We start from the raw sequence: 21,362 nt of genomic DNA, 5'->3' as shown, positions 1-21,362 counted from the left end.
GTTAATCTCTTTGCTTCACTTTTCTCCCCCATAACTGTCTCCATAAAACAATGGAAGCGATCGAAAGCAATACTGTCGTTATGATACTCCCTTCAATTCCGAACGCACCTCCATGAAGGAATTCAGATCCGTTTGTTACAGGTTTAAAAAGTGGTGTAGAATACATTGCCATTCCACTTACTGCAAAACCATAAATATTGAATTGTGCCCAATTCCACAACGAATGCCATGCGCATATCCCCCAGAGACTACCGTCCTTCAAAACGTAAAAAGCTGCAAATACACCAACTAATATTATATTCGATATTGAAAGAATTGTAATACCTGGATTTAGTAAATGAAGAAAACCAAATAAAAAAGAAGTAACAACAATACCGACCCATATACGGCTTCTAACAGAAAGGACTGGAAATAACCAACCTCGAACAACGATTTCTTCCGTTGCGCCCTGTATTAAAAAAGCAACTAAAGATCCTGCAATTCCAAGTATGGCAGTCGGTGTAATTCTTTGCATTTCTAGTTGTACATTTCCTGTTATTAAAAGTAGCAAGACTGGTATTGAAATAAAAAGAAAACCTAATAATGCACCTCTCAAATATTTTCTATTCCACTCGTTTCTCCAAAAGCCAATGGATGAAATTGATCTTTTCTCTACCCATCTAACCCATAAAAAAACAAAAAATATAGCCCCGCCAAACGTTAATATCATCTCAATATTACTATAAATCGCCTTCATTAAAAGTGTCTCTGCTTTCGGTAAAAACAACATAAATAACATAAACAATTCACCTAAAGTTAAAAATACAATTGCAAGTATAACAGCGAATACTGGATGAACTTTTCTTCTTCCTTCTTTGGCTGCTTCCACTATTTTAAATTGAGTAGACTGCAATATTCTCTCCTCCTTAATAAATCAACAATATTCTTGTACTCTATATCGTTTCCTTAATATAAATCCTCAATAAAAATGTTCTCAGTTTAGCATAAACCAAAATTAGGAATAATATATAAATAAAAGAGATGTCTTTGTGTCTTTTACCATCCTATTTCACACTGGTATTACCAGCACTTGCTATTTCCCACCATTTGTTGTAAGATAGTAATTAAGGTCAATTTAACACTAAATTTTTCTTTGCATATTATCAAGTATCAATCAGGAACATTTTATATTCCTTATGGGTTTTTGATAATATGTGAACTTTTATTTTTCATTCAAATAAGGCCGATCATATTGTAATCTTTTTAAATTTTAGGAGGCATTACCATGACATTAACAGGTAAAGTAAAATGGTTTAACAGCGAAAAAGGTTTCGGTTTCATCGAAGTTGAAGGCGGTAACGACGTATTCGTTCACTTCTCAGCTATCACTGGCGACGGTTTCAAATCTCTTGACGAAGGTCAAGAAGTTAGCTTCGAAGTTGAAGACGGTAACCGTGGACCTCAAGCTAAAAACGTTGTAAAGCTATAATTCAAACAATAAAAAGGTTGTTACCAGCACGGTTAACAACCTTTTTAATATATAACTAAAATTTTTTACATAAAAGGAGTGGTTACATGTATCGCAATCGAAAGAACGATGTAGCAGAAGTACCACCAGAACAAACCCCTGTTTGGGAATGTGAAGCGGCGGATTGTTTAGGATGGATGAGAAAGAACTTTTCATTTGAAGAAGAGCCTAAATGCCCTTTATGTAAAAGTAGCATGAAAAGCGGAGAACGTTTATTACCTAAATTAGGTTAATTTTTACTTAACCCCTCTTTAATAAGAGGGGGTTTTTTATTATAATTTTATATCTTCAATATCCGTTCGAACTATAGAATACAATAATGCATCATGTTGCTTATTTCCTTGATGAATATATCCACGTAATAATCCTTCCTTATGAAATCCTATTTTACATAACATTTTACAAGAAGTAACATTTTCAGGGTATGTAATAGCACCAATTCTAAATAAGCCTAAATCTTGAAATCCATAACGAATAATTTCCTCGGCCGCTTCTGAAGCAAAACCATTCCCCCAATAACGAGGATGTAAATCATATCCAATTTCAGATCGTTTACTCCATAGTTGTAAATTATTTAGCCCAATTGTACCTATTAAAGTATTTGTTTCTTTTAATACAATCCCCCATCGTATCGCCTTTTTCTCGAAATAATTTTTTGAAAAAGATTCAATCATACGTGAAGCTTGTCCAAACTCCGTAAAAGAATTCATACCGTAATAACATGTTACCTCATCCAATGAAAAGATTTCATATATTTTTTGACAATAAGATTGTTCTATTTCAACTAAACGCAAACGTTCAGTTTCTAATATAGGAAATGCCATAGAATCATTCCTTTCTTTCTACTCATTCATTATAGCAGAAAAAACATTTTAAATTAGGAAAGTCCTTAATGTCCCATTAATCAAATATTTCAAGGGAAGCTTATTCTCTTAATTCAATAGGAACTAAGAGTAACCCTTCTTGCTTTTATGTGATCATCTCTTTATTCTCTAGTTTTAAAATTAATTGTATTATTTTCATTTTCATCACTCCGCTCGTAATCATATATCATATCATTTCGATTCCATACTCACTTTTCCCTTCTAAAACAACAACCTACTCCATACATTTATGGTAAAATATAGTTATAAATTTATTGCGGAGGTGTAAATTTCCTATGTATATATTCATCGGCTTATCCCTCTTGCTCCTATTACTTATATTTTTATTTGCAAAAAAATTCGTCCCTAACTCATTCATGATGACTAGTTTTAAAGGAAATAGCTTTAAAACATTTTCAATCAGCATTTTAGTCATCGCTACTCTTTCTCTTTCATATGGAATGTATCACGCAGCAACATATCAACCTAAACATTTAGATATAACATTAGAAAATCAAAACTTTACTGTTTTCGGTAACATTGGAGAGCTTGGATATTTCTCAGAAGAATTACTAAAAAAAGATAAAGAAGATAAGCTACATTTTGCCTCTTGGGAACCAATGCAATTAAATAACCCAGAAATAATAGTAAACTATCCTTCAGGTAGACAGGAAACATGGAAGCCGAACATAATATTACTTCCTGCCAATAAATTAAAGGAAAAAAACGGTATAAAAGAGCTTTACCAACTCTCATCATACTCATTTAAAGAGTCTGGGAACATAACATTAACGATTATCGAGAATAATACAACGAATAAAAAACTCTCCATTCAAGTGAAATAAATAAAATGTCCCTCCAGCATAACGAAGGGACATTTTATTTATATATGCTATATTAATTTGTCGGTTCATTTAATGTTGCAATGATTTCATTTGCAGTGTTCTTTCCATTTCCAATACACGCACCAATACCAACACCATAATAGGAAGCACCAGCTAAGTATATATTCGGGTAAAGATTCATCATTTTTTCTTGTAATGTTTGAACCGCTTGATTATGTTCTAAATGATATTTCGGCATTAAATCTTTCCAATTTGTTACTTCAACTACTTCTGGTTCACCTTTAATTCCGAGACTCTTTTCAATATCATATAAAGCAACCCGTACTAATTCTTCTTCACTATAATTTTTAATCGTTTCATATACTGGATTAGTACTCTTATAAAACATTCTCACTAATAATTTTTGTTTTCCAGATGTATGTTTCCACTTCCGGCTTGTCCATGTACACGCATCACAATGTAAATCACTGTTTTCCGTTACGATAAATCCTGTGCCGTCCGCCGGTAATTGTTCATCTAGTATGTCAAATCCTAAGTAAATACTTATAAGAGATGAGTTTTTAAATGTATGAAACTGTTCGTTTAACTCATTAGAATGTAATAAAGTTTCTGCGATATCATGCGGAGCTGCTAAAACAACATAATCAGCTTGGATGGAATCGTGATTTGCAAAGGAAATTTCATAGTGATCACCTTGTTTTTTTACAGCTGTCGTTATAGCACCTTTCTTAACAACTGTGTCAGTCAGTACTTCTTCTAAACGATTAATAATTGTAGATAGTCCACCTTTAAATGATACGAACTTTTTGTTTCCCGCTGATTGAAACTGTTTTTTATTCTCTTCAAAACCTTTAATAATACTTCCATATTTATTTTTATAATCCAGTAAATACGGTAATGTCGATGCCATAGTAAGTTCATTCAATTTACCGGAATATACACCTGAAAGCACCGGAGCAATTTGTCTTTCCACTAACTCTTTCCCTAAAAAGCTCTCTAAAAATACAGCAAGTGAAGTATCTTTCGTAAACTCTTTATTTTTCGTTATGAAATCTTTTAAAGCAACAATTTTCCCTTTCGTTGATACTAGCGTACTGCTAAATAATGACTGGACGCTCATCGGTATCCCAAATATAGTATCAGAAGGAATTGGATGTAAAGTATTATCAGAATATATGTAAGAAATACCCGTTTCGTTATATACCATTTCTTCTTCTAAATTTAAATCTTTTACAAGTGGCATAACATGTTCATTGCGTGCAACAATAGAATCCGCTCCTGATTCCATAATAAAATCCTTTTCTTCTACACTATGGATTTTACCACCTAAGTACTCTTCTTTTTCTACAAGAATTAAATTCAAATCAATATTATAATCCTTTTTTAATTTCTCTAAATAAAACATAGTGGAAAGTCCTGTAATACCTCCACCGATAACAACAACCGTTTTCATATGTGCTGCGCTCCTAACCGATACAATTAATAATTCCTTTCTTATTATACCCAAAAGTCCTTATATTCGACTAGCAACTTGCGCATTCTGTAAGAAATTAGACAATATATTCGAATAAATTTCCGGTTGATCATTATGCACTAAATGACCAGCAAACGGAATAACGGCGATATGTATATTGGCATTTAATTGTTTGAACGTTGTAGCAGCTACAACTTCATCTTCTGAATCTCCCCCAGCAATACAAAGTGTAGGTACTTGAAGATTAGCTACATCACCAGTTTCGTCGAATGGGTACCAATCTTTAACTTGCCACGATTCAAGCAATGCTTTCCAATCACTTTTTTCATGAATTTGATTCATATAAGTTACAACTTCTTCATTTTCCATCAATTGCTCGTGACACTTCGCTTCATACTCCAGAGACTCTTCCCAATTATCCCTCTTAACCGGAAAGATCCCTGAAAAAGTTAATGTTCTCACTTTCTCTGGATACTTTTTTGTAAATAATAAAGCGATTAATCCCCCTAGTGAAACACCCGCTATATGACATCTATCAATTTGTAAATGCACTAACGTATCATATAAATCCTTAACAGAACGTAGAAAATAATTCTCCAATGTCCCTCCTGATCTTCCATGACCTCTTAAATCAGGACGAATAACTTGATAATTTTGTTCTCGAAAAAATGCTGCCTGCTCTTCATATTCTACTAAACCTGTCATACCACCAGAATGTAAAAGTACGATTGGTTCCCCTTCTCCTGAAATGTACGTATGTAATATCATGTATCCCCCTCCTCTAAAACAGAATATTCCATCTATTATTAGTATATAGAATATACATTTGAATTTCCAAATAAAAAAGAACTATAACATTTTCACATCATGTCATAGTTCTTTCTATTTTAAAAACATAAAGTAATTAATCAGTTTATCTATTTCTTGACTTAATGCCAATACTTTTTCATGTTGAATTCCGTAATCCGATACTAAATATAAAAGTTCTTCTTTCTTTATTTCAATTACTTTTTCCAATTTCACTAATTCCATGTCGTTTTACTTCTCTCTCCAATACTAAAATGTATGTATTTTAGTATAGCCTATTTACATAATTAGTAAAAGTAAAATATGCATGTAAAATCTTACAAATATGAAAATAATATAATATCACCAAATAAATTTATGCCCTTTATACAGAACAATGACTTCATCTCATATTCATAACAAATCGGAATTTCTCTAAAGTTATATCTTTATATTTTGGAGCCCTCTTAATATGATCAAAGTAACTATATGAGAATTTAAAGACATGTCCAAAATCCCAATCAAATGTACTATAGTCTTTTAGCCAAAATCGTTTTTCTGTTGGTAATACATGAGCACGTTTAGATTCGATTAAAGGTAAACAATCTATCGGTGAGTGTAATGTTATTTCGCTATTCGATGTAAGATTTTGACTAGCACGTAATACGTATACTAGTTTTAATAATGGACGTATCGCTCGATGGAATATATCTATATGCCCTAAGTCATACATAATATTAATTGCATGAGAAAATGTAAGTAAATGACCAATTAAATCATGATGTGCTTCCGCTCTATAAATAATATGAAATTGCGAGAGCTCTTTTAAAATAAACTTTGAAAGTTGTTTTGGATTTCTCAATTCATTTTCTATCTCATCTTTTATATTTAATTGTTTTACTTCCTTCGTCGTAAAACCAATCCACGATCTGCCTGGAATTGTTTTTCGAAACGATAATATAAGGTTAGTAATTCCTTTAATATCTTGATTATCACCCCATTTTTGTAATTCTTTCATGGCTAATAAACTTAATGCAGCATAAATGACATTATGTCCGACCCAATGAAGTTCATCAATTGTATGTTCTAATGATTTTATAATCATTTTTTCAGCACTGTGAAAATCAATTTCTTCTTTTTTATCGATGATTTCACCTAAGTTTTGCTTACTTAGCATCATTTTTGTTTGAGAAAACATACTTTGTGTTATCTCTTCTTCCATATTGTTATCTTTCATAAAAAAATAACTAGCAATTGCAGCTGCTCCGAAATGTGCATGCCAAATATCATTTGTTTCTTTTTTACATTGAGAAATAATTGACAGGCCTTCTTTTAAAACAGTTTTATTTCCCATCTTTCTATCCCCCATAATAAAAATTACTATATACTCATCCTAAAGATGGCGTCAATACAAATAAAATATGATTAGATTCATCACTTTTATTCAAAAAACGATGTTTCACATTTGGTGGGATACGTACAACATCTCCTTCTTCTAAGAAATACTCTTTGCCTTCTAATTCCACATAAACTTCCCCTTTCATAACAACAGCAATTTCTTCTTTATCTTCATGTGAATAGTGATTTTCCGTTGTATTTGCTTGTTTATTTAGGTCCATCATTAACATTTCAATACGCGCTTTCATAAAATCAGGTGTTAATACATCGTATACGATGTGATCGTTATTTTCTCGATATACTTTCTTTCTATCTTTCTTCTTAGAAATAAGTGAATCTGTATCAATCTCATTAATAAACAGTGTAAATAGCGGTACATTTAACGCTTTCGCTATTAATTCCAATACACTTAACGAGGGATTCGCATGTCCTCGTTCAATTTGACTAATTAATGAAGTACTAATTCCTGCATAATCCGCAAATTCGCGAATTGTCATCTTATTTTTCTTACGATAACTTAATACAGTTTGTCCAAGCCTATCATGTATCATAGTAAATCCTTCCTTCGTCCATCATAATATATATTTTATCGCTTTTGTGCTGACTTACTAAACAAAAGCAAATAATCCTTTTCTATCGTCTCCGAGACTTATATACTTACCTTTGTACATTTTATCGTATTTAATTTATTATAATAGACAATCTATCGGGGGGACAAACTTTGAAATCACCTATTCTTTCATATTGCATCTTATTTTTCGGTGTATTCGCCTTATCAACTTCAGCGATTTTTGTAAAATTAGCCGATGCTCCTGCAACTATCATTGCTTTTTATCGATTATTTTTCGCTACATTAATTCTGTTACCATTATTACTTTTTAATCAAAACAATCGAAGCGAACTAAAAACAATAACAAGAAGACAATGGGGATTCGGATTCATTTCTGGTCTATTTTTAGCTGCACATTATGTACTATGGTTTGAATCGTTACAATATACTTCTGTAGCAAGTTCTACAGTTATCGTAACGTTACAACCTTTATTCTCAATGATTGGTGGTTATTTTTTATTCAAAGAAAGGTTTACGAGAGGCGCGGTTATCGGTTGCCTCATCGCTATTTCAGGAAGTATCGTTATCGGATGGCAAGACTTCCAAATTAGTGGAGAAGCTTTATACGGAGATATTTTAGCGTTTATTGCGGCCGGAATTATTACCGCATACTTTTTCATTAGCCAATATGTTCGTAAAGATTTATCACTTATACCGTATTCGATAATTAGTTATGGGAGTAGTGCCTGTTTTCTTGGTGTATTTGCTTACATGCAAAACGAATCTTTCATCCACTACTCTACACAAACTTGGCTGTGCTTTATTGGCTTAGCATTTATTGCAACGATTTTAGGTCAAACAATATTCAATTGGTTATTAAAGTGGATGAGCGCTACTGCTATCTCTATGAGCATTTTAGGAGAAACGATTGGAACTTGTATACTAGCGTACTTTATATTAAATGAGACTATTTCTTTACAACAAGGACTAGGCATTACAGTTATTTTTATTGGTTTAGCATTATTTTTAATGCAACCCAAACTGCCTAACAACTAACAAATAAAAAGCATGACAGTATAATGTCATGCTTTCACTATTGTTATGTTAAAACAAAGTTGTACAATAACATTGCTGTATAGCCCATTGATTAAAGATCCTTTTAAATAACATTAAAACATAGTTGTACGATAACAACTTCAATTCCAAATTACAATTTTTTTCTTTTTAAAAGAAAGTTGTACAATACAACTTTCCAAACTATTCGTTGATATATAAAAAGCAATGCATTATACATTTATATTAGATGCATAATGCATTGCTTTTTCCACATTCCCAAAAACAAATATATATTTCTTTATCTTTTCATTAAGATTGATTGGTTGTGTTCCTTTACCAACCGTATTATATATTCTTTTATATCCCCTTCTCCTTTTCTTACTGCTACTTTTACACTCGCTGCATCTTTTAATTCAGATAAACTAACTACTACATCTTTGAATTTATGTTCAAGTACATATCGAACCCTTCTTTTTTGAAAATCTTGCAACGATTCTTCAATTGTCGCAATATAATCTTTCAACAATGGATGATTCTTTCTTTTCGAACACCTTTTATATTCTCCTAATATCTTCGTAACAGCTGAGTACGTTTTTCTAATTAACTTACCTCTAACTTTTTCATATTCTTCCCAATCATTAACTATTTTTTTGGCATTTTCTATATGTATTAAATCTTCTTTATTGTAACTTTCCTTACTTTTTTTCATTGAATTTTTACCCAAAACTTTGGACGGTAAGTGACTTTCTAGCCATATTCTCTCAAATTTACTCAACCAAGCATACGCTGCTCGATTTAAATGAGCCAATTCTACTCTTGTATAGGTTGGATATTTACATCTTAATTGTATCCATTTTTCTTTATAATCCCGTGTTCTCTTTTCTCGCGAAATTTGTAAAGTTTCTTTACTGTCTAGTTTTTTTATTATTTTTTTACGATCCCTTACTATTTTTCGTATAGTAGGTGGTGTAAGTCCTGTTTTCATTGCGATTTCTTTCTGAGTACATCCACTTGATAAAAGCTTATTAAATTCTCTCTCCCATACATGTCCTTTTTCAACAATTCTATTGCTCCAATAAAGGATATTTAAGGGGTCTTTTTCTCTTTCTCTAAGCCTATATATGAAACCACAATTACATGTGAAATCTCCTTGTACTTCTCGATTGAATCCATGAACACTAATTTCCACCTTTTTAACGTTTTTTTGCAAATAATGATTAGCTAAAGGATTCATACATATCCATGGTCCCTTTCCAAAAGGTTCATATATAAAATCATTTTCAAAAAAGTTTTTTACAGAACCACACAAGCAACGCATAACCAATATATGTCTAATTGGATGACAAAATCGGATACTACCTTGACCAAAAATATAATTTACCCATGATGATCTTTCATTTATTTGAAATGAAGATTCCAGCATACATAATAGATTTTGCGAATAATGATCTTGAAGTAATTCGCTTAATCGTTGAGTTCTTTTTAACATAGGATATCCGATACCTTTAATCTCCAGGAGTGTCTCATACTTCTCAACATAATAATCTTTCTCAAAAGACGAGAAATTTTTACTTAACAAATACTTCACATCTTCTGCAATCCCTATTAATTCATCCATAAGTTTATTTTCAAAAGAAGACTCATTATCTATACTATCCGTAAGTTTAGGATAGATAAATTTATATGTATACAAGTGTGTGATATTAGTTGGATGCTTAATTAGAGGTATTTGATGTTTAATGCAAACAAAAACTCCTGGAACCTGATGTACTCTATTCCAATAAGCTTCGCCATAAAGTTCATATTGTTCTTTGATACATGCTGAACAACAGTATAAATGCTCTTTGGATTTTATATTCCCTTTTTTTAAACTGAATTGATTATGATAAACTTTTGAACCTATTCCTTCATTTAATTGCTCGTACCATTCTTCTGTTTTAAATGGTCTAATCAGTGGTATCAGTGAATGCCTTTCTATAAAATATTTTATAGTATACATATCTGAAAACACTTGTAGATTATCCACTAAATGTTTCAATATACCAATAGATTGGATTCCTAAAAAAAAACTACTTTTATCAAATAACTTCTCAAGAGTTTTCCTTTTAGATAAATCTGGACTTCGCATATGATATCTAGAGACTATACTATAAAACAATTCATCTTCATACGGGACTGGAAAATGTTCAAGCAAATAACATCACCTTAATTCGTTATAATTAAATTCTTTTAAAGGATTCTTAATATATCCCTCATTATTTAGGCTTTCATATGCAGATTGTTTTTTCTGCTTACCGCCATCAATGATACCCTTTAATATATTTTTATCCTTCACTACTTCTTTTCTTTTTTTATTTTCTTTCTCTTTCATATATTGCAAAGCATCTTTCATCAACTCATTAATATTAGCGTTAGGTGATTTATTTATTACATATTTTATTGCTATTTCTGCATCTTTTTCATTCATATCTAAGTTTATAAGAGCAAAAATTAACTTCTCTACTTTAGTTGGTTCTTTTTTTAAACGCTCCTGTGCCATTTTTTCTTTTTTATCCTGGAGCCTAGCTCTCATATCGATTACTGGTAGTTTATTTAGAATATAGTCTTGCATATCTAACGATACAATATCTTCATACCCTGCTATCTCAGTTTCACAACCCGATTTAAGAGCTTTAAGCATTGGTTGAACAAGCCTTAAATCTTCCTTACCCACTTTTCTAATTAGCCCTGATGAAATTTTTTCTTTCCCCGTTTCAATCGCTCGCCCCTGTGCTAGTAAAAATAGCTTTATAGCGATATCAGTAATCCCCTGGCTCTCTTCGTAAATAACATCCAATAAATCTTGATTAAGTTCTACATATTGCTTTGTCCACTGATAATCCCACATACTTGTAATTAAAACTTCCCAATCTTCTTTATTGCTCATTTGTTGCCAAACCATATCTCCTTGTCCACTACCACGACGTGCTTGCCTAAAATCTTTTTGTAAAAGGCTTCTAGCTCTCATAGTTCCAATTATCATTACCGGTATACCAATTTCATTAATAAGGGTAACGAAAAAATTCATCATTTTCTCTGACGCATCCCCAGTAGCCGCCAACAGATGTTGAATTTCATCTATGATTAATGCACCAACACAATGTAATCTAGAAATTTGTCCCATTCTAGTTACCATTGAGCTTATAGAATTAGAGGACTTACCATAACTTTCAAGGTAGTTTGTCCCAATTAATTTATCTATCTTTTCAAAGAAGTTTTGACATAATGATTTTAACGATCCATCATGTGGACAATTTAATTTTAACCAAACAATTTGAAGCATATTGAGGGGGTGTCTATGCATGATTAGTTGAGGATATAATGAAAGGATTCGTTCTATAGCTGTTGATTTTCCAATACCTGAGAAACCCATTAAGGTAAAACTAGATGCAGTAGTACGTATATCTGCTGACAAATTTAAATTATTTCTTTCTACTAATTGATTATGTAATTCATTTAGTACTTGAATATGTTGTTTTTGAAAAGGGTTCCGGTTCACATATCCATATCGTAAAAATCTTGAAAAACGTCTTTCTAAGTCTAATGTTTGAGCAATTGGTTGGAAAAAACGAGTTAAACGTAATAATGCATGAAATCGATGATGATCTGATAAATTTCTTTCTTTTTCATGGTAATTAGGTAAAAAACTAAGTTGATTAAAAGCCTCTTCATATGACAATATACTAGGTAAAGCTTCTATTAAAGGATTCCCCTGATAATCAACTAATTCCTGTGGCTGATATTGTGCTATTAAAGCGTATGTCCCATTATCTAACTTAACTTCCCTTAGAGCATCACTCATTTTTACGCCCCCTTCTTTTATTAAATAATTCTTTAACTGAGCGGTGCTTGAATTCATTTTCTTGTTGATCGTCTAAATGATTTCCTTCTGTTAAAGTTTTTTCCTCATTTTTATCTATTTTAAACACTTCATCAGTTCTTCGTACATTCCTCTCCCATTTAGTATGGTGACTAATATCTTTAATTTTCTTTACTTTTGTTACATTCTTTGTTTGTTTTTCACTTGTTTCTTGAATCGCTTCTTTAACAATAGATTGAATATTATCAAAAAAGTTAATTTCACTTTGTAATAAACTATGTTCGCTATCTTTATAATCTTTATTTTCTAAAGCGTTTAACTGTTTAACTTCTTCTAAAGTTTTATTTTGATATCGTTCTTGATGCTTTAACAGATAACATTTCTCAAAAATCTCTTCATTCCCTGTATGAATATAAATATGGTTCATATTGCGTGGATCATATGAGAAATCTACTTTCCAACTTTTCTTTGTTCTTGCTGTAGAAAACCATGATTGCTGAAGCGCTGTATCACAGCTGTATAACATTTTTTCAAATCTGATTCCTTTTGCAGTTACCGTAGCACTCCCCCTAGGCATTAAGTAAAATTTCATAATATCAGGATGGACTACTCTTAATTTCCCTGCACGATTTTTCACGCCCCATTTCCATAATTCAATCGGTGTGGGTTTTACGTTATCAACTACCATATCTTTATCACGTATGTAATTCTTCATATAGAAGTTTTTATTGTAATGCAAAATAAAATTGATAATAATTTTTGTATATTGTTCTATATCGAGTTTCGCCCCTAAACGTGGGTCTTTTGTGCCCCTTTTTCCCCAATCTTTTGAAACATACCCAGGTAAAAATGGCCGTATTTTTTCTTGAGATGTATCAAATAGTTTTTCAACAATTCCTTTCCAATCCGGGCGAAAAGATGGATTGTTTTCAATAGTAATATTAAGTCCTTCTATCAAATGATTTACATTATATCCTTCTAATTCTCCCCGATCACCTAAGATAATTTCTGGTAAATGTGCCGCAGGCCAACAATCATCTGTAATAGATATATTATAATTCGCACAAAAATCCTTCTTATTGACAGTAGAATTCAAAAGTGCCATCATCATTCCAATCCATGAAGGTCCTTCTAATCCAACATAAAAACCAGTAATTAAATGCGTATATACATCTGTTACGTAGTAAATCGTCGGTCGCTTCAATACCCAGTCGGCATTGTAGCGAGAAACTAAATATACATTAGCAATAGTTGCATCAATTTGATACCTAGATCCTGGTCCAAAAACCTCAAAAGAAGAAGAACCCAAAACAGGCCTATAATCTCTTTCAAATTTCTTTCTTCCATACTTAGCAATTGTAACTTCTTGTATCCCATATTCTTTATTAAACCAATAATAAAACTGTCCTAAAGTAGGTATATTATCCTCATCCAAAATCTTGATATATTTAGTATTATTTTGATAATATACACTCGACTGAAAGTTATCTCTAATCATCATTTTATACGTATATGCTAGTGTATTTTCCTGATTTGAAAAATAATAAGACTGTATAGCTCTCTTAAATTTTTCTTTTATTTCAGATGTAATATTAACTCCAATGCTATTTGTAATTCTAGGTCTACCAGTTTTATTTTCGTTCCAGTTCTTTTGTTCTCCCTTATTCCCACAATTTTTATAATCCGGGAGTAAACTATCTTTGACTTTCCCTCTTTGCCAATACCTTTTTAAATATTTATAAATAGTCTTATACGTACAGCCAAATTTTTCTGTTGCTTGTAAAATGAGCTTGCCTCTCTCATTTTTTTTGAAAATATTAGGTTCTTTACTTACTAAATCTTGTATAATCCTCCATGCTTTATCCCTAATTAATTTATCTTTTTCTTTTAATCCTTCATGATTTACTATTGGAAATAGTTCGTTTGTACTTAATTTTATGTACTGTCCATTTGCAAAGCCCTCATGAATATTACTAATTGTATCTACAAAAGGCATAGCTTTTTCATCATAAACATCAATTAAATAAATAATAACATTACCTTCATCTATCCAGAGCAATCTATATACCTTTGAATCATCAATTGACTTAAATGTTTCATTAACTGATAATTGAATCACAATTTTCATCACCTCTTTTACTAAAAACTACATCATTTAAAGTTAAACTTCGTACATTTAATTTTTGAGAACTCATATCTACAAAAAATAACTTCCTAGCTAACAAATGTTTAAAATATTTAATTGACGAACCTTGTTCCAAATTGTACTGTTCCTCAAACTCATTGCATATTTCCATAAGATCCTTATCGATATTTTGAAATCTCATTAAGTAACTAGAAAAGACTTTTACAAACGTTTCATCTTCAATTTCATCAAGATAATAAGACTTATGAATCCACGAAATATTCTGGGTTATAATGATTGGGATATCCTTTTCTGTTACAATCCCCCAATCAATCCCTTTTCTTTCCCAATATTCTCTTTCTATTTCAAACTTCTCTATAATCCTTTCATTTTCTAATTCACTACTAGGCTTGATAGTTCTAGCTAGATATTTTATTCCATTTCCCTCTCGAACTGTAAGGAAAAAATCTGTTGTTAGTACAATTAACGTTTCATTTTTCGTACAAATAGGATGACGAATCCCTTTTTCTTTTGCGATGTTATAAGTTACTTCCCGATTTAACGGAAATTGCTCACGAATATCAATAATATCTTCTATCCATTCCATTATAAAAAAATAATTCCTCTCTAAATCAGATAACAGTTCATGCCTTCTATTTGTTTTCCATCCTTTCAACCTAGAACTATTTCCTGTTGAAGAAACATTTTGAATCGTTAACCAAGGTTTATAATTATTAAACTCTCCTTCTCCCCTACCCTCTTTTATATACTTCTCTATTTTCTTTTCCGTCCAATCATTTTTACGTTTGGTCATGTTTTATCCCCTTTTTTAAAACTCTTTATAATTCCCATTATTGGATTTTTTTATGTATATAATACTTAACTTGTTTACAAAAAAACGGATATTTTAAAAATATCCGTTTTACACTAATTATTTATATAAATTTCGTAACACTTGTTTTAATTCTGGTTTAATTGCAATAATTGAACGAATCGCCTTTACTTGCTGTTCCGCATCTTCAACATTAGAAGCATGACCTAATTCTAGCAATAAGCCCGTAGCAACTGTACCTGTACGATTACGTCCACCAGAACAATGGAAAAATACTTTCTTATCTTGCTCAACAGCTTCTTTGACCGCTGCAATGGCATTTCTTACTGATTCGTCTTGCCCTTCTACACCTTCTACGATTGGATAAGCATGACGTTTAGTTCCAATCGGAAACCCTTCTGGTTCTTCTCCTCCAGCACGTAAATCAAACACCTCTGTAATCCCGTGCTTGTTTACTGCGTCTTGTATAGCGTCTACTCCACCAATATATACTTTTCCTTTTACGAGTTCGTGATAGTTAGTCATGTTTGTTAGTCTCCTTCAATTATTAGTTAGCAGCAATTCAATCCGCCACTGATAACAAGGCCTGCACCTTGTTGATCTTCTACATAGTCTAGTGTCAATGTATTTACTAATTCAACAACCTTTGGATCCATAGCAACTTCAATACCATTTACTGTTTCTGTTACATCATTTTCTTGCGCTTCTCCTAAATTAATACCGTAGCTTGGTCCACAGCATCCAGCACCATCAAATGTAAAACGTAGTGTTGAAACACCGTTTTCTTTCATAGCAGTTTCAATAAACTCTTTTGCTTTATCTGTAATATTCATTATTATTTCTCCCCTTCACAGTAACTAATTAGAATTTTTTATTTTACTAACTCTTTAAGCTTCTCATATCCTACAATATCTTCCGATTGCCAAGGGATGATAACACAGTTATTTTGTGATTCCTTTTGTACTTCTTGAATCCACTGTATTTCGGACTGTGCTCTTCCTCTTAACACGAAGTCACTTGTATGTGTTGCGTAAAAACTTTGATTGATAACCCACCATTTCGGAGTAATGTCCGCACGTTTTAAGTCTTCTTGTAGACGGCTCGCTTCATGAACTGGTGTTGCTTCTGCAAGTGTTACAATTACAACGCTTGTTTCTTCTGGATTACGCAAACGTGGTAATAAGTTTTTCACAGACTGTGGTACTTCACCCGTAGAACGTGCAATTTCCTTATGATACGTTTGTGCTGCATCTAGTAACAATAATGTATGACCTGTTGGTGCTGTATCAATTACTACAATTTCATCATTAGCTCTTTCAACAATATCGGCCAAAGCACGAAAGACTGCAATCTCTTCCGTACAAGGAGAACGTAAGTCCTCTTCAAGATACGCTAAACCTTCTTCATCAACTGTATCTTTTGCTTGCTCTATGACTTCCTTACGATAGTTTTCAACTTCTACTTTTGGATCAATTCGACTTATCGCAATGTTTCCTTGTTCTCCATGCATGACATAATCAATATGCGCTGCGGGATCAGTTGTAGTTAGGTGTACATGGTGTCCTTTTTCCGCCAGGCCTACTGCAATTGCTGAAGCTACCGTAGTCTTTCCGACACCACCTTTTCCCATTGTAAAAATTACTCGTTTTCCTGATTCTGAAAGATTAGTAATCAATGTCTGAAGTGAAGGAATAGAGACGGTATTTGTTTCTTCATCCGAAATCGAGAGATTTTCCATTGGTTGAACCAGTTTTCTCATATTCTCTATCCCAGTAACATTAAACGGTACTAATGGAATTTCATAAGTAGGAAGATCTTTTAATTCTTTTGCCATGTTTTCTAACGCGCGTGATTGTCTCTTAAACAGTGCATTTGAGACATTATCACTTTGCATATAGTCTTTCAAAATCCCATTTACAAGTAGAAATTGATTACTAACACCAATTTCTTTTAATTCATGCGCTGCTCGTTCTGCTTCTTGTAATGGAGAACTATCTGGTCGTGTAACAAGCAATAACATCGTTTGGTTCGGATTAGATAGTGCCTGGACCGTTTGACTATATAACTCTTTTTTATCACCAAGTCCTGCTAATGGTCCTAAACAAGAAGCTCCATGAGTACTTTCTTCTAGGAAACCACTCCAAGCCGTAGGAAGTTGAAGAAGACGTAGCGTATGACCTGTTGGTGCTGTATCAAATATAATGTGATCGAATTTTGCTGTTAATTCTTTATTTGTAAGTAACGTAGAGAATTCATCAAATGCGGCCATTTCTACTGTGCAAGCTCCAGATAATTGCTCTTCCATCGTTGCAATAACAGCATCAGGGAGCTTTCCACGGTATGGACCAACAACACGTTCTTTATATTCATGTGCTGCTGTTTCAGGATCTAAGTTTGCTACTTGTAGATTTGGAACACTTGGAATTTCTTTCGGCTTATTCGTAAGTTCTATTTCGAACACATCTTGTAAATTTGAAGCTGGGTCAGTACTTATTAATAAAACTTGTTTCCCCATATCAGCTAACGTAATAGCTGTTGCACATGCAGTAGATGTTTTTCCTACTCCGCCTTTACCAGTAAAGAACAAAAATGGTGTGAATGCTATTGTGTTTGGGTTATATAAGTTTGTCATTGCCTTTCACTTCTTTCTCTATTTTTTCACGTTTAACTTTAAACGTACGACTGGCTTTTGACTCAACTCTTCTACTGTTATATCTATTAATTGTGTAAGTTCTTCATTTGTCAGGTGACTTTTTTCTTTTACTACTTTTCCATCTACCAAAGTTACAGGCAACACGTCTGGTCCTTTATCTGTTAACAGTTGACTGATAACAACATTATTGGCAAATGCATCTGGTTCACTTGCCAAATTATAACGAGTCACATCAATTCCTTTATTCTTCAAGTTGTTAACAGCAACTGAAATACGAATTAACTCTGGATCAACACTTGGACCGCAAACTCCAGTAGAACAACACATTGCAGGATCAAAAATTTCAATCTTTTTCATCTCTGATTTCTCCCCTTCTTTATAAAAAAGCCGAGAAAGAATTCTCGGCCTATTTTGTTTTCAATTATTCTCCTGTTTCAGCATACTTTTTAATGCGTGCGCCAATTTCATCACGAACTCTTTGGAATACAGACCATTCTTGACCCGCTGGATCATCAAATCCCCAGTGAACTCGTTTTACATGAGGTGGTGTTGTCGGACATACATCATTTGCGTGACCACAAAGTGTTACAACTAAATCTGCTTTGTCTAAAATGTCACGGTCAATGATATCAGATGTTTGGTCCGTAATATCAATGTCTACTTCTTTCATTGCTTTAATTGCATTCGGATTTACTCCGTGTGCCTCAATACCAGCAGAAAGTACATTCCATTTGTCACCTAGATATTTTTTACCCCAAGCTTCTGCCATTTGGCTACGACATGAGTTTCCTGTGCATAAGAAGTAAATTGTTTTTTTGTTTTCCATGATAATTCCACCTTTATTATGATTGTTTATTTTTATTGTGTTTGAAAGTATTTACGTTGGAACCAAAGTGCTACATTTACAAGTGCTATCATAACTGGCACCTCGACTAAAGGTCCGATAACTGCCGCAAACGCTGCACCAGACTGGATTCCAAATACACCTACAGCTACAGCGATTGCTAATTCAAAGTTGTTACTTCCCGCTGTAAACGCTAATGTTGTTGATACCCCATAACTTGCACCAACTTTCTTACCCATATAGAAAGAGATAAAGAACATTAATACAAAATAAATCAGTAATGGGATTGCAATACGTACAACATCGAATGGTACGCTAACAATCACTTCTCCTTTAAGAGAGAACATCACAATGATTGTAAATAGTAAAGCAATTAAAGTAATTGGACTAATCTTTGGAATGAATACTTTTTCATACCATTCTCGTCCTTTCGTTTTTACAAAAATCAAACGTGTTAGCATTCCTGCGATGAATGGAATTCCTAGATATATAAACACTGATTTTGCAACCTCTGCCATTGTTATATCTACAACAGCACCTTCAATTCCAAGCCATTCTGGAATAACTGTTACAAATACATAAGCATATACTGAGAAAAATAACATTTGGAATACAGAGTTAAATGCTACTAATCCTGCCGCATATTCTGTATCACCTTTCGCTAAGTCATTCCATACGATAACCATCGCAATACAACGAGCTAAACCTATCATGATTAGGCCCACCATATATTCTGGCTTATCTGGTAAGAATATAACAGCCAAAACAAACATTAAAACAGGACCAATAATCCAGTTTTGTACCAGTGATAATACTAATACTTTTACATCTTTAAAAACGCGTCCCATTTCTTCGTAGCGTACTTTAGCGAGTGGTGGGTACATCATTAAAATTAAGCCAATCGCAAGTGGAATAGACGTTGTTCCTACCTGTAAACTATTCATTCCATCAACGAATCCAGGTGATAGATATCCAACTCCAATCCCTACTGCCATTGCGAGAAAAATCCAAAGGGTTAGATATCGATCTAGGAAAGATAGACGTTTTTTCCCCGTGTTGCTCATCCTTCTCACTTCCCTTTCTAACTATTTATTAACAACCACACCGGAGTGTAGGATTGCTCTTCACAATTTGTTTAATTTTCTCTGTTTGGTCTGGTACATGCGCTAAAATATCTTCTAAAAGCGTGTATAAATCACTTGCTTGATTTAAAGAGTAATAAATCCACTGACCTCTACGCTCTTCCTGTACTAAACCTAAATCCTTTAACTTTCGAAGATGCTGACTGATAGAAGGTTGACTCATATCAAATACTTCAAGAAGTTCACATACACAGCACTCACGTTGTTTAAGGATTGATACAATTGTTAATCTTGTTTTATCTCCTAATAATTTCAGTAATTGGGATGCTCTTGTTACTTCTACAACTGTTTTTTCCATATCTACACCTACCTCGTTATAATTACATAAGCATATGCTTATATGTTGTGTAAAAATAAAACGTATTATTCCTTCAAATTAACTTATTCTCACTTTCAAAATAAGTATATAACTATTCGCTTATATATTCAACTGAAAACTCTCACCTTTACAGAACCTTTACATTCGATTTCCTTTTTTTAAATTTGTGCTCTTTTTCTTATTCCAAAAGATATAAATGATAAATCCTATAGGTCCTGTTAAAAAGATAAATATCAACCATATCAGAAAATGTTGCTTACTAATTTTATTTTTTCGATATTCGAGCGTAACATATGAACACATGTAAATTATCAAAAGATATATACCTACAATTAGCAATTGATCTAACAATCCTATCCCCCCATTTTTTAATAGATAATTCTTAGGTATTTTTTAAAATCATATCATAAGTAAATAATTATATGTCTATATAAAGGGTGATAAAGTTTATAAATCCTCTACTAATTCTAATAAGGATTTACTTGCTTGAACTATACTTAAGGATTCGAGGTATATGTAAATAATTGCGTTATAAAGGTATTCACAAACTCATCTAATGTGTAAATACCTTTACCATTTAAATTTCAGATACAGTTTTATTTATTCTGCAGATAACAATTTTTCCATGATCATTACATCAACATGTTCTCCGTCCATTACACCCTGCTTTTCAAACACTCCTACTTCACGATAACTCATTTTACGATATAAGCCTTGCCCTAGATTATTAAAAGAAAAAGTAAACAAAACAAATTTATAGAATTCATTTTGCTGTCCGATCTTTTCTAAAGCTAAAAGTAACTTCTGTCCCAAACCTTTACCACGATATTCTCTCTTTATGTATATAGATAGTTCACCTACCCCTCGATAAGCATATCGATGACTATATGGATTGATGGAAGCCCAACCGACAATATGTGAATTCTCTTCCATAACAATTACCGAATATCTATTTTCTCTTTGAAACAGCCATTCCATCACATATTTATCTGTTTTTATTTCTGTCTCTAAAGTTGCAATACGATCCTCGATACCCTCATTATAAATAGTCATAATTTCTTGTACATCTTGTTCAATTGCTTTTCTAATCTCCATACTTATCTCCCCCT

23 protein-coding genes are annotated in these 21,362 nt (G+C 32.6%); 4 read left to right on the top strand and 19 right to left on the bottom strand.

Translation table 11 applies throughout. The features are described 5' to 3' along the window. Window position 1: 1 nt before the first annotated feature. Window positions 2-892 (bottom strand): CPBP family intramembrane glutamic endopeptidase, encoded by an 891-nt coding sequence (locus ACVWY7_RS18775; RefSeq protein WP_456523918.1) that lies wholly within the window; start codon window positions 890-892, stop codon window positions 2-4. 372 nt (window positions 893-1,264) lie between these two features. Between ACVWY7_RS18775 and cspD the strand changes: the two genes are divergently transcribed. Together cspD and ACVWY7_RS18765 are read left to right on the top strand one after the other, a co-directional pair. Continuing rightward, window positions 1,265-1,468, top strand: a complete 204-nt coding sequence (gene cspD / locus ACVWY7_RS18770; RefSeq protein WP_000176368.1) for a cold-shock protein CspD — start codon at window positions 1,265-1,267, stop codon at window positions 1,466-1,468. 86 nt (window positions 1,469-1,554) lie between these two features. Then, entirely contained in the window at window positions 1,555-1,740 is a 186-nt protein-coding gene (locus tag ACVWY7_RS18765; RefSeq protein ID WP_078419919.1) for a cold-shock protein, read from the top strand. Between the two features lie 39 nt (window positions 1,741-1,779). Here ACVWY7_RS18765 and ACVWY7_RS18760 read toward each other — a convergent pair whose 3' ends face one another. Then, window positions 1,780-2,331, bottom strand: coding sequence for a GNAT family N-acetyltransferase (locus tag ACVWY7_RS18760; RefSeq protein WP_456523917.1), 552 nt, complete (start codon window positions 2,329-2,331; stop codon window positions 1,780-1,782). Window positions 2,332-2,666: 335 nt separating this feature from the next. Between ACVWY7_RS18760 and ACVWY7_RS18755 the strand changes: the two genes are divergently transcribed. After that, window positions 2,667-3,215: a hypothetical protein gene (locus ACVWY7_RS18755; RefSeq protein WP_456523916.1), complete on the top strand. Its 549-nt coding sequence runs from the start codon at window positions 2,667-2,669 to the stop codon at window positions 3,213-3,215. A gap of 52 nt (window positions 3,216-3,267) precedes the next feature. Here the strand turns inward: ACVWY7_RS18755 and ACVWY7_RS18750 are convergent, their stop codons facing one another. From ACVWY7_RS18750 to ACVWY7_RS18730, 5 genes are all read right to left on the bottom strand, one after another. Further along, entirely contained in the window at window positions 3,268-4,668 is a 1,401-nt protein-coding gene (locus tag ACVWY7_RS18750) for a protoporphyrinogen oxidase (RefSeq protein WP_456523915.1), read from the bottom strand. Between the two features lie 60 nt (window positions 4,669-4,728). Further along, window positions 4,729-5,457, bottom strand: coding sequence for an alpha/beta fold hydrolase (locus tag ACVWY7_RS18745; protein WP_000600651.1), 729 nt, complete (start codon window positions 5,455-5,457; stop codon window positions 4,729-4,731). 114 nt (window positions 5,458-5,571) lie between these two features. After that, window positions 5,572-5,721 (bottom strand): aspartyl-phosphate phosphatase Spo0E family protein, encoded by a 150-nt coding sequence (locus tag ACVWY7_RS18740; RefSeq protein WP_000424361.1) that lies wholly within the window; start codon window positions 5,719-5,721, stop codon window positions 5,572-5,574. 157 nt (window positions 5,722-5,878) lie between these two features. Further along, complete coding sequence (locus ACVWY7_RS18735) at window positions 5,879-6,829, bottom strand: hypothetical protein (RefSeq protein ID WP_456523914.1); 951 nt, start codon at window positions 6,827-6,829, stop codon at window positions 5,879-5,881. Window positions 6,830-6,863: 34 nt separating this feature from the next. Next, entirely contained in the window at window positions 6,864-7,424 is a 561-nt protein-coding gene (locus tag ACVWY7_RS18730) for a helix-turn-helix domain-containing protein (protein WP_000581022.1), read from the bottom strand. Window positions 7,425-7,594: 170 nt separating this feature from the next. On the opposite strand from ACVWY7_RS18730, the gene ACVWY7_RS18725 reads away from it, so the two are divergent. Then, a complete protein-coding gene (locus ACVWY7_RS18725; RefSeq protein WP_456523913.1) occupies window positions 7,595-8,479 on the top strand; it encodes a DMT family transporter in 885 nt (294 codons plus the stop codon). A gap of 298 nt (window positions 8,480-8,777) precedes the next feature. On the opposite strand, the gene ACVWY7_RS18720 is transcribed toward ACVWY7_RS18725, so the two are convergent. The 12 genes from ACVWY7_RS18720 to ACVWY7_RS18665 all read right to left on the bottom strand — a co-directional run bounded on the left by ACVWY7_RS18720 (window position 8,778) and on the right by ACVWY7_RS18665 (window position 21,348). Further along, window positions 8,778-10,673 (bottom strand): TnsD family Tn7-like transposition protein, encoded by a 1,896-nt coding sequence (locus ACVWY7_RS18720; RefSeq protein ID WP_456523912.1) that lies wholly within the window; start codon window positions 10,671-10,673, stop codon window positions 8,778-8,780. Window positions 10,674-10,679: 6 nt separating this feature from the next. Then, window positions 10,680-12,320: an ATP-binding protein gene (locus ACVWY7_RS18715; RefSeq protein ID WP_456523911.1), complete on the bottom strand. Its 1,641-nt coding sequence runs from the start codon at window positions 12,318-12,320 to the stop codon at window positions 10,680-10,682. Next, window positions 12,313-14,466 carry a Mu transposase C-terminal domain-containing protein gene (locus ACVWY7_RS18710; RefSeq protein ID WP_456523910.1) on the bottom strand — a complete coding sequence of 718 codons (2,154 nt, stop codon included), beginning with the start codon at window positions 14,464-14,466 and terminating at the stop codon, window positions 12,313-12,315. Before ACVWY7_RS18710 ends, ACVWY7_RS18715 begins: the two co-directional genes overlap by 8 nt. Beyond that, the gene (locus tag ACVWY7_RS18705; RefSeq protein ID WP_427328981.1) at window positions 14,438-15,277 is read right to left on the bottom strand and encodes a TnsA endonuclease N-terminal domain-containing protein; all 840 of its coding nucleotides are present in this window, start codon (window positions 15,275-15,277) and stop codon (window positions 14,438-14,440) included. The genes ACVWY7_RS18710 and ACVWY7_RS18705 overlap by 29 nt, the downstream gene beginning before the upstream one ends. Window positions 15,278-15,394: 117 nt before the next feature. Next, window positions 15,395-15,820, bottom strand: a complete 426-nt coding sequence (locus ACVWY7_RS18700; protein WP_456523909.1) for a protein-tyrosine phosphatase family protein — start codon at window positions 15,818-15,820, stop codon at window positions 15,395-15,397. 26 nt (window positions 15,821-15,846) lie between these two features. Further along, a complete protein-coding gene (locus ACVWY7_RS18695) occupies window positions 15,847-16,128 on the bottom strand; it encodes a HesB/IscA family protein (protein WP_427328953.1) in 282 nt (93 codons plus the stop codon). 38 nt (window positions 16,129-16,166) lie between these two features. Then, window positions 16,167-17,927 (bottom strand): arsenical pump-driving ATPase, encoded by a 1,761-nt coding sequence (arsA, locus tag ACVWY7_RS18690; RefSeq protein WP_456523908.1) that lies wholly within the window; start codon window positions 17,925-17,927, stop codon window positions 16,167-16,169. An 18-nt stretch (window positions 17,928-17,945) separates the two neighbouring features. Next, window positions 17,946-18,305 (bottom strand): arsenite efflux transporter metallochaperone ArsD, encoded by a 360-nt coding sequence (gene arsD / locus ACVWY7_RS18685; RefSeq protein WP_427328951.1) that lies wholly within the window; start codon window positions 18,303-18,305, stop codon window positions 17,946-17,948. Between the two features lie 64 nt (window positions 18,306-18,369). Next, the gene (gene arsC / locus ACVWY7_RS18680) at window positions 18,370-18,774 is read right to left on the bottom strand and encodes an arsenate reductase (thioredoxin) (protein ID WP_000428327.1); all 405 of its coding nucleotides are present in this window, start codon (window positions 18,772-18,774) and stop codon (window positions 18,370-18,372) included. 32 nt (window positions 18,775-18,806) lie between these two features. Further along, window positions 18,807-19,856, bottom strand: coding sequence for an ACR3 family arsenite efflux transporter (gene arsB, locus ACVWY7_RS18675; protein WP_456523907.1), 1,050 nt, complete (start codon window positions 19,854-19,856; stop codon window positions 18,807-18,809). 28 nt (window positions 19,857-19,884) lie between these two features. After that, on the bottom strand, window positions 19,885-20,232 hold the full coding sequence (locus ACVWY7_RS18670; protein WP_000416313.1) for an ArsR/SmtB family transcription factor: 348 nt from the start codon (window positions 20,230-20,232) through the stop codon (window positions 19,885-19,887). A 621-nt stretch (window positions 20,233-20,853) separates the two neighbouring features. Beyond that, window positions 20,854-21,348, bottom strand: a complete 495-nt coding sequence (locus ACVWY7_RS18665) for an arsinothricin resistance N-acetyltransferase ArsN1 family A (protein WP_427328956.1) — start codon at window positions 21,346-21,348, stop codon at window positions 20,854-20,856. Between the last annotated feature and the right edge of the window lie 14 nt (window positions 21,349-21,362).

This window comes from Bacillus sp. TE9106W (genome assembly GCF_054062215.1).
Note: the sequence above shows the minus strand (reverse complement) of the source record. Positions and strands in the feature narration are given on the sequence as shown.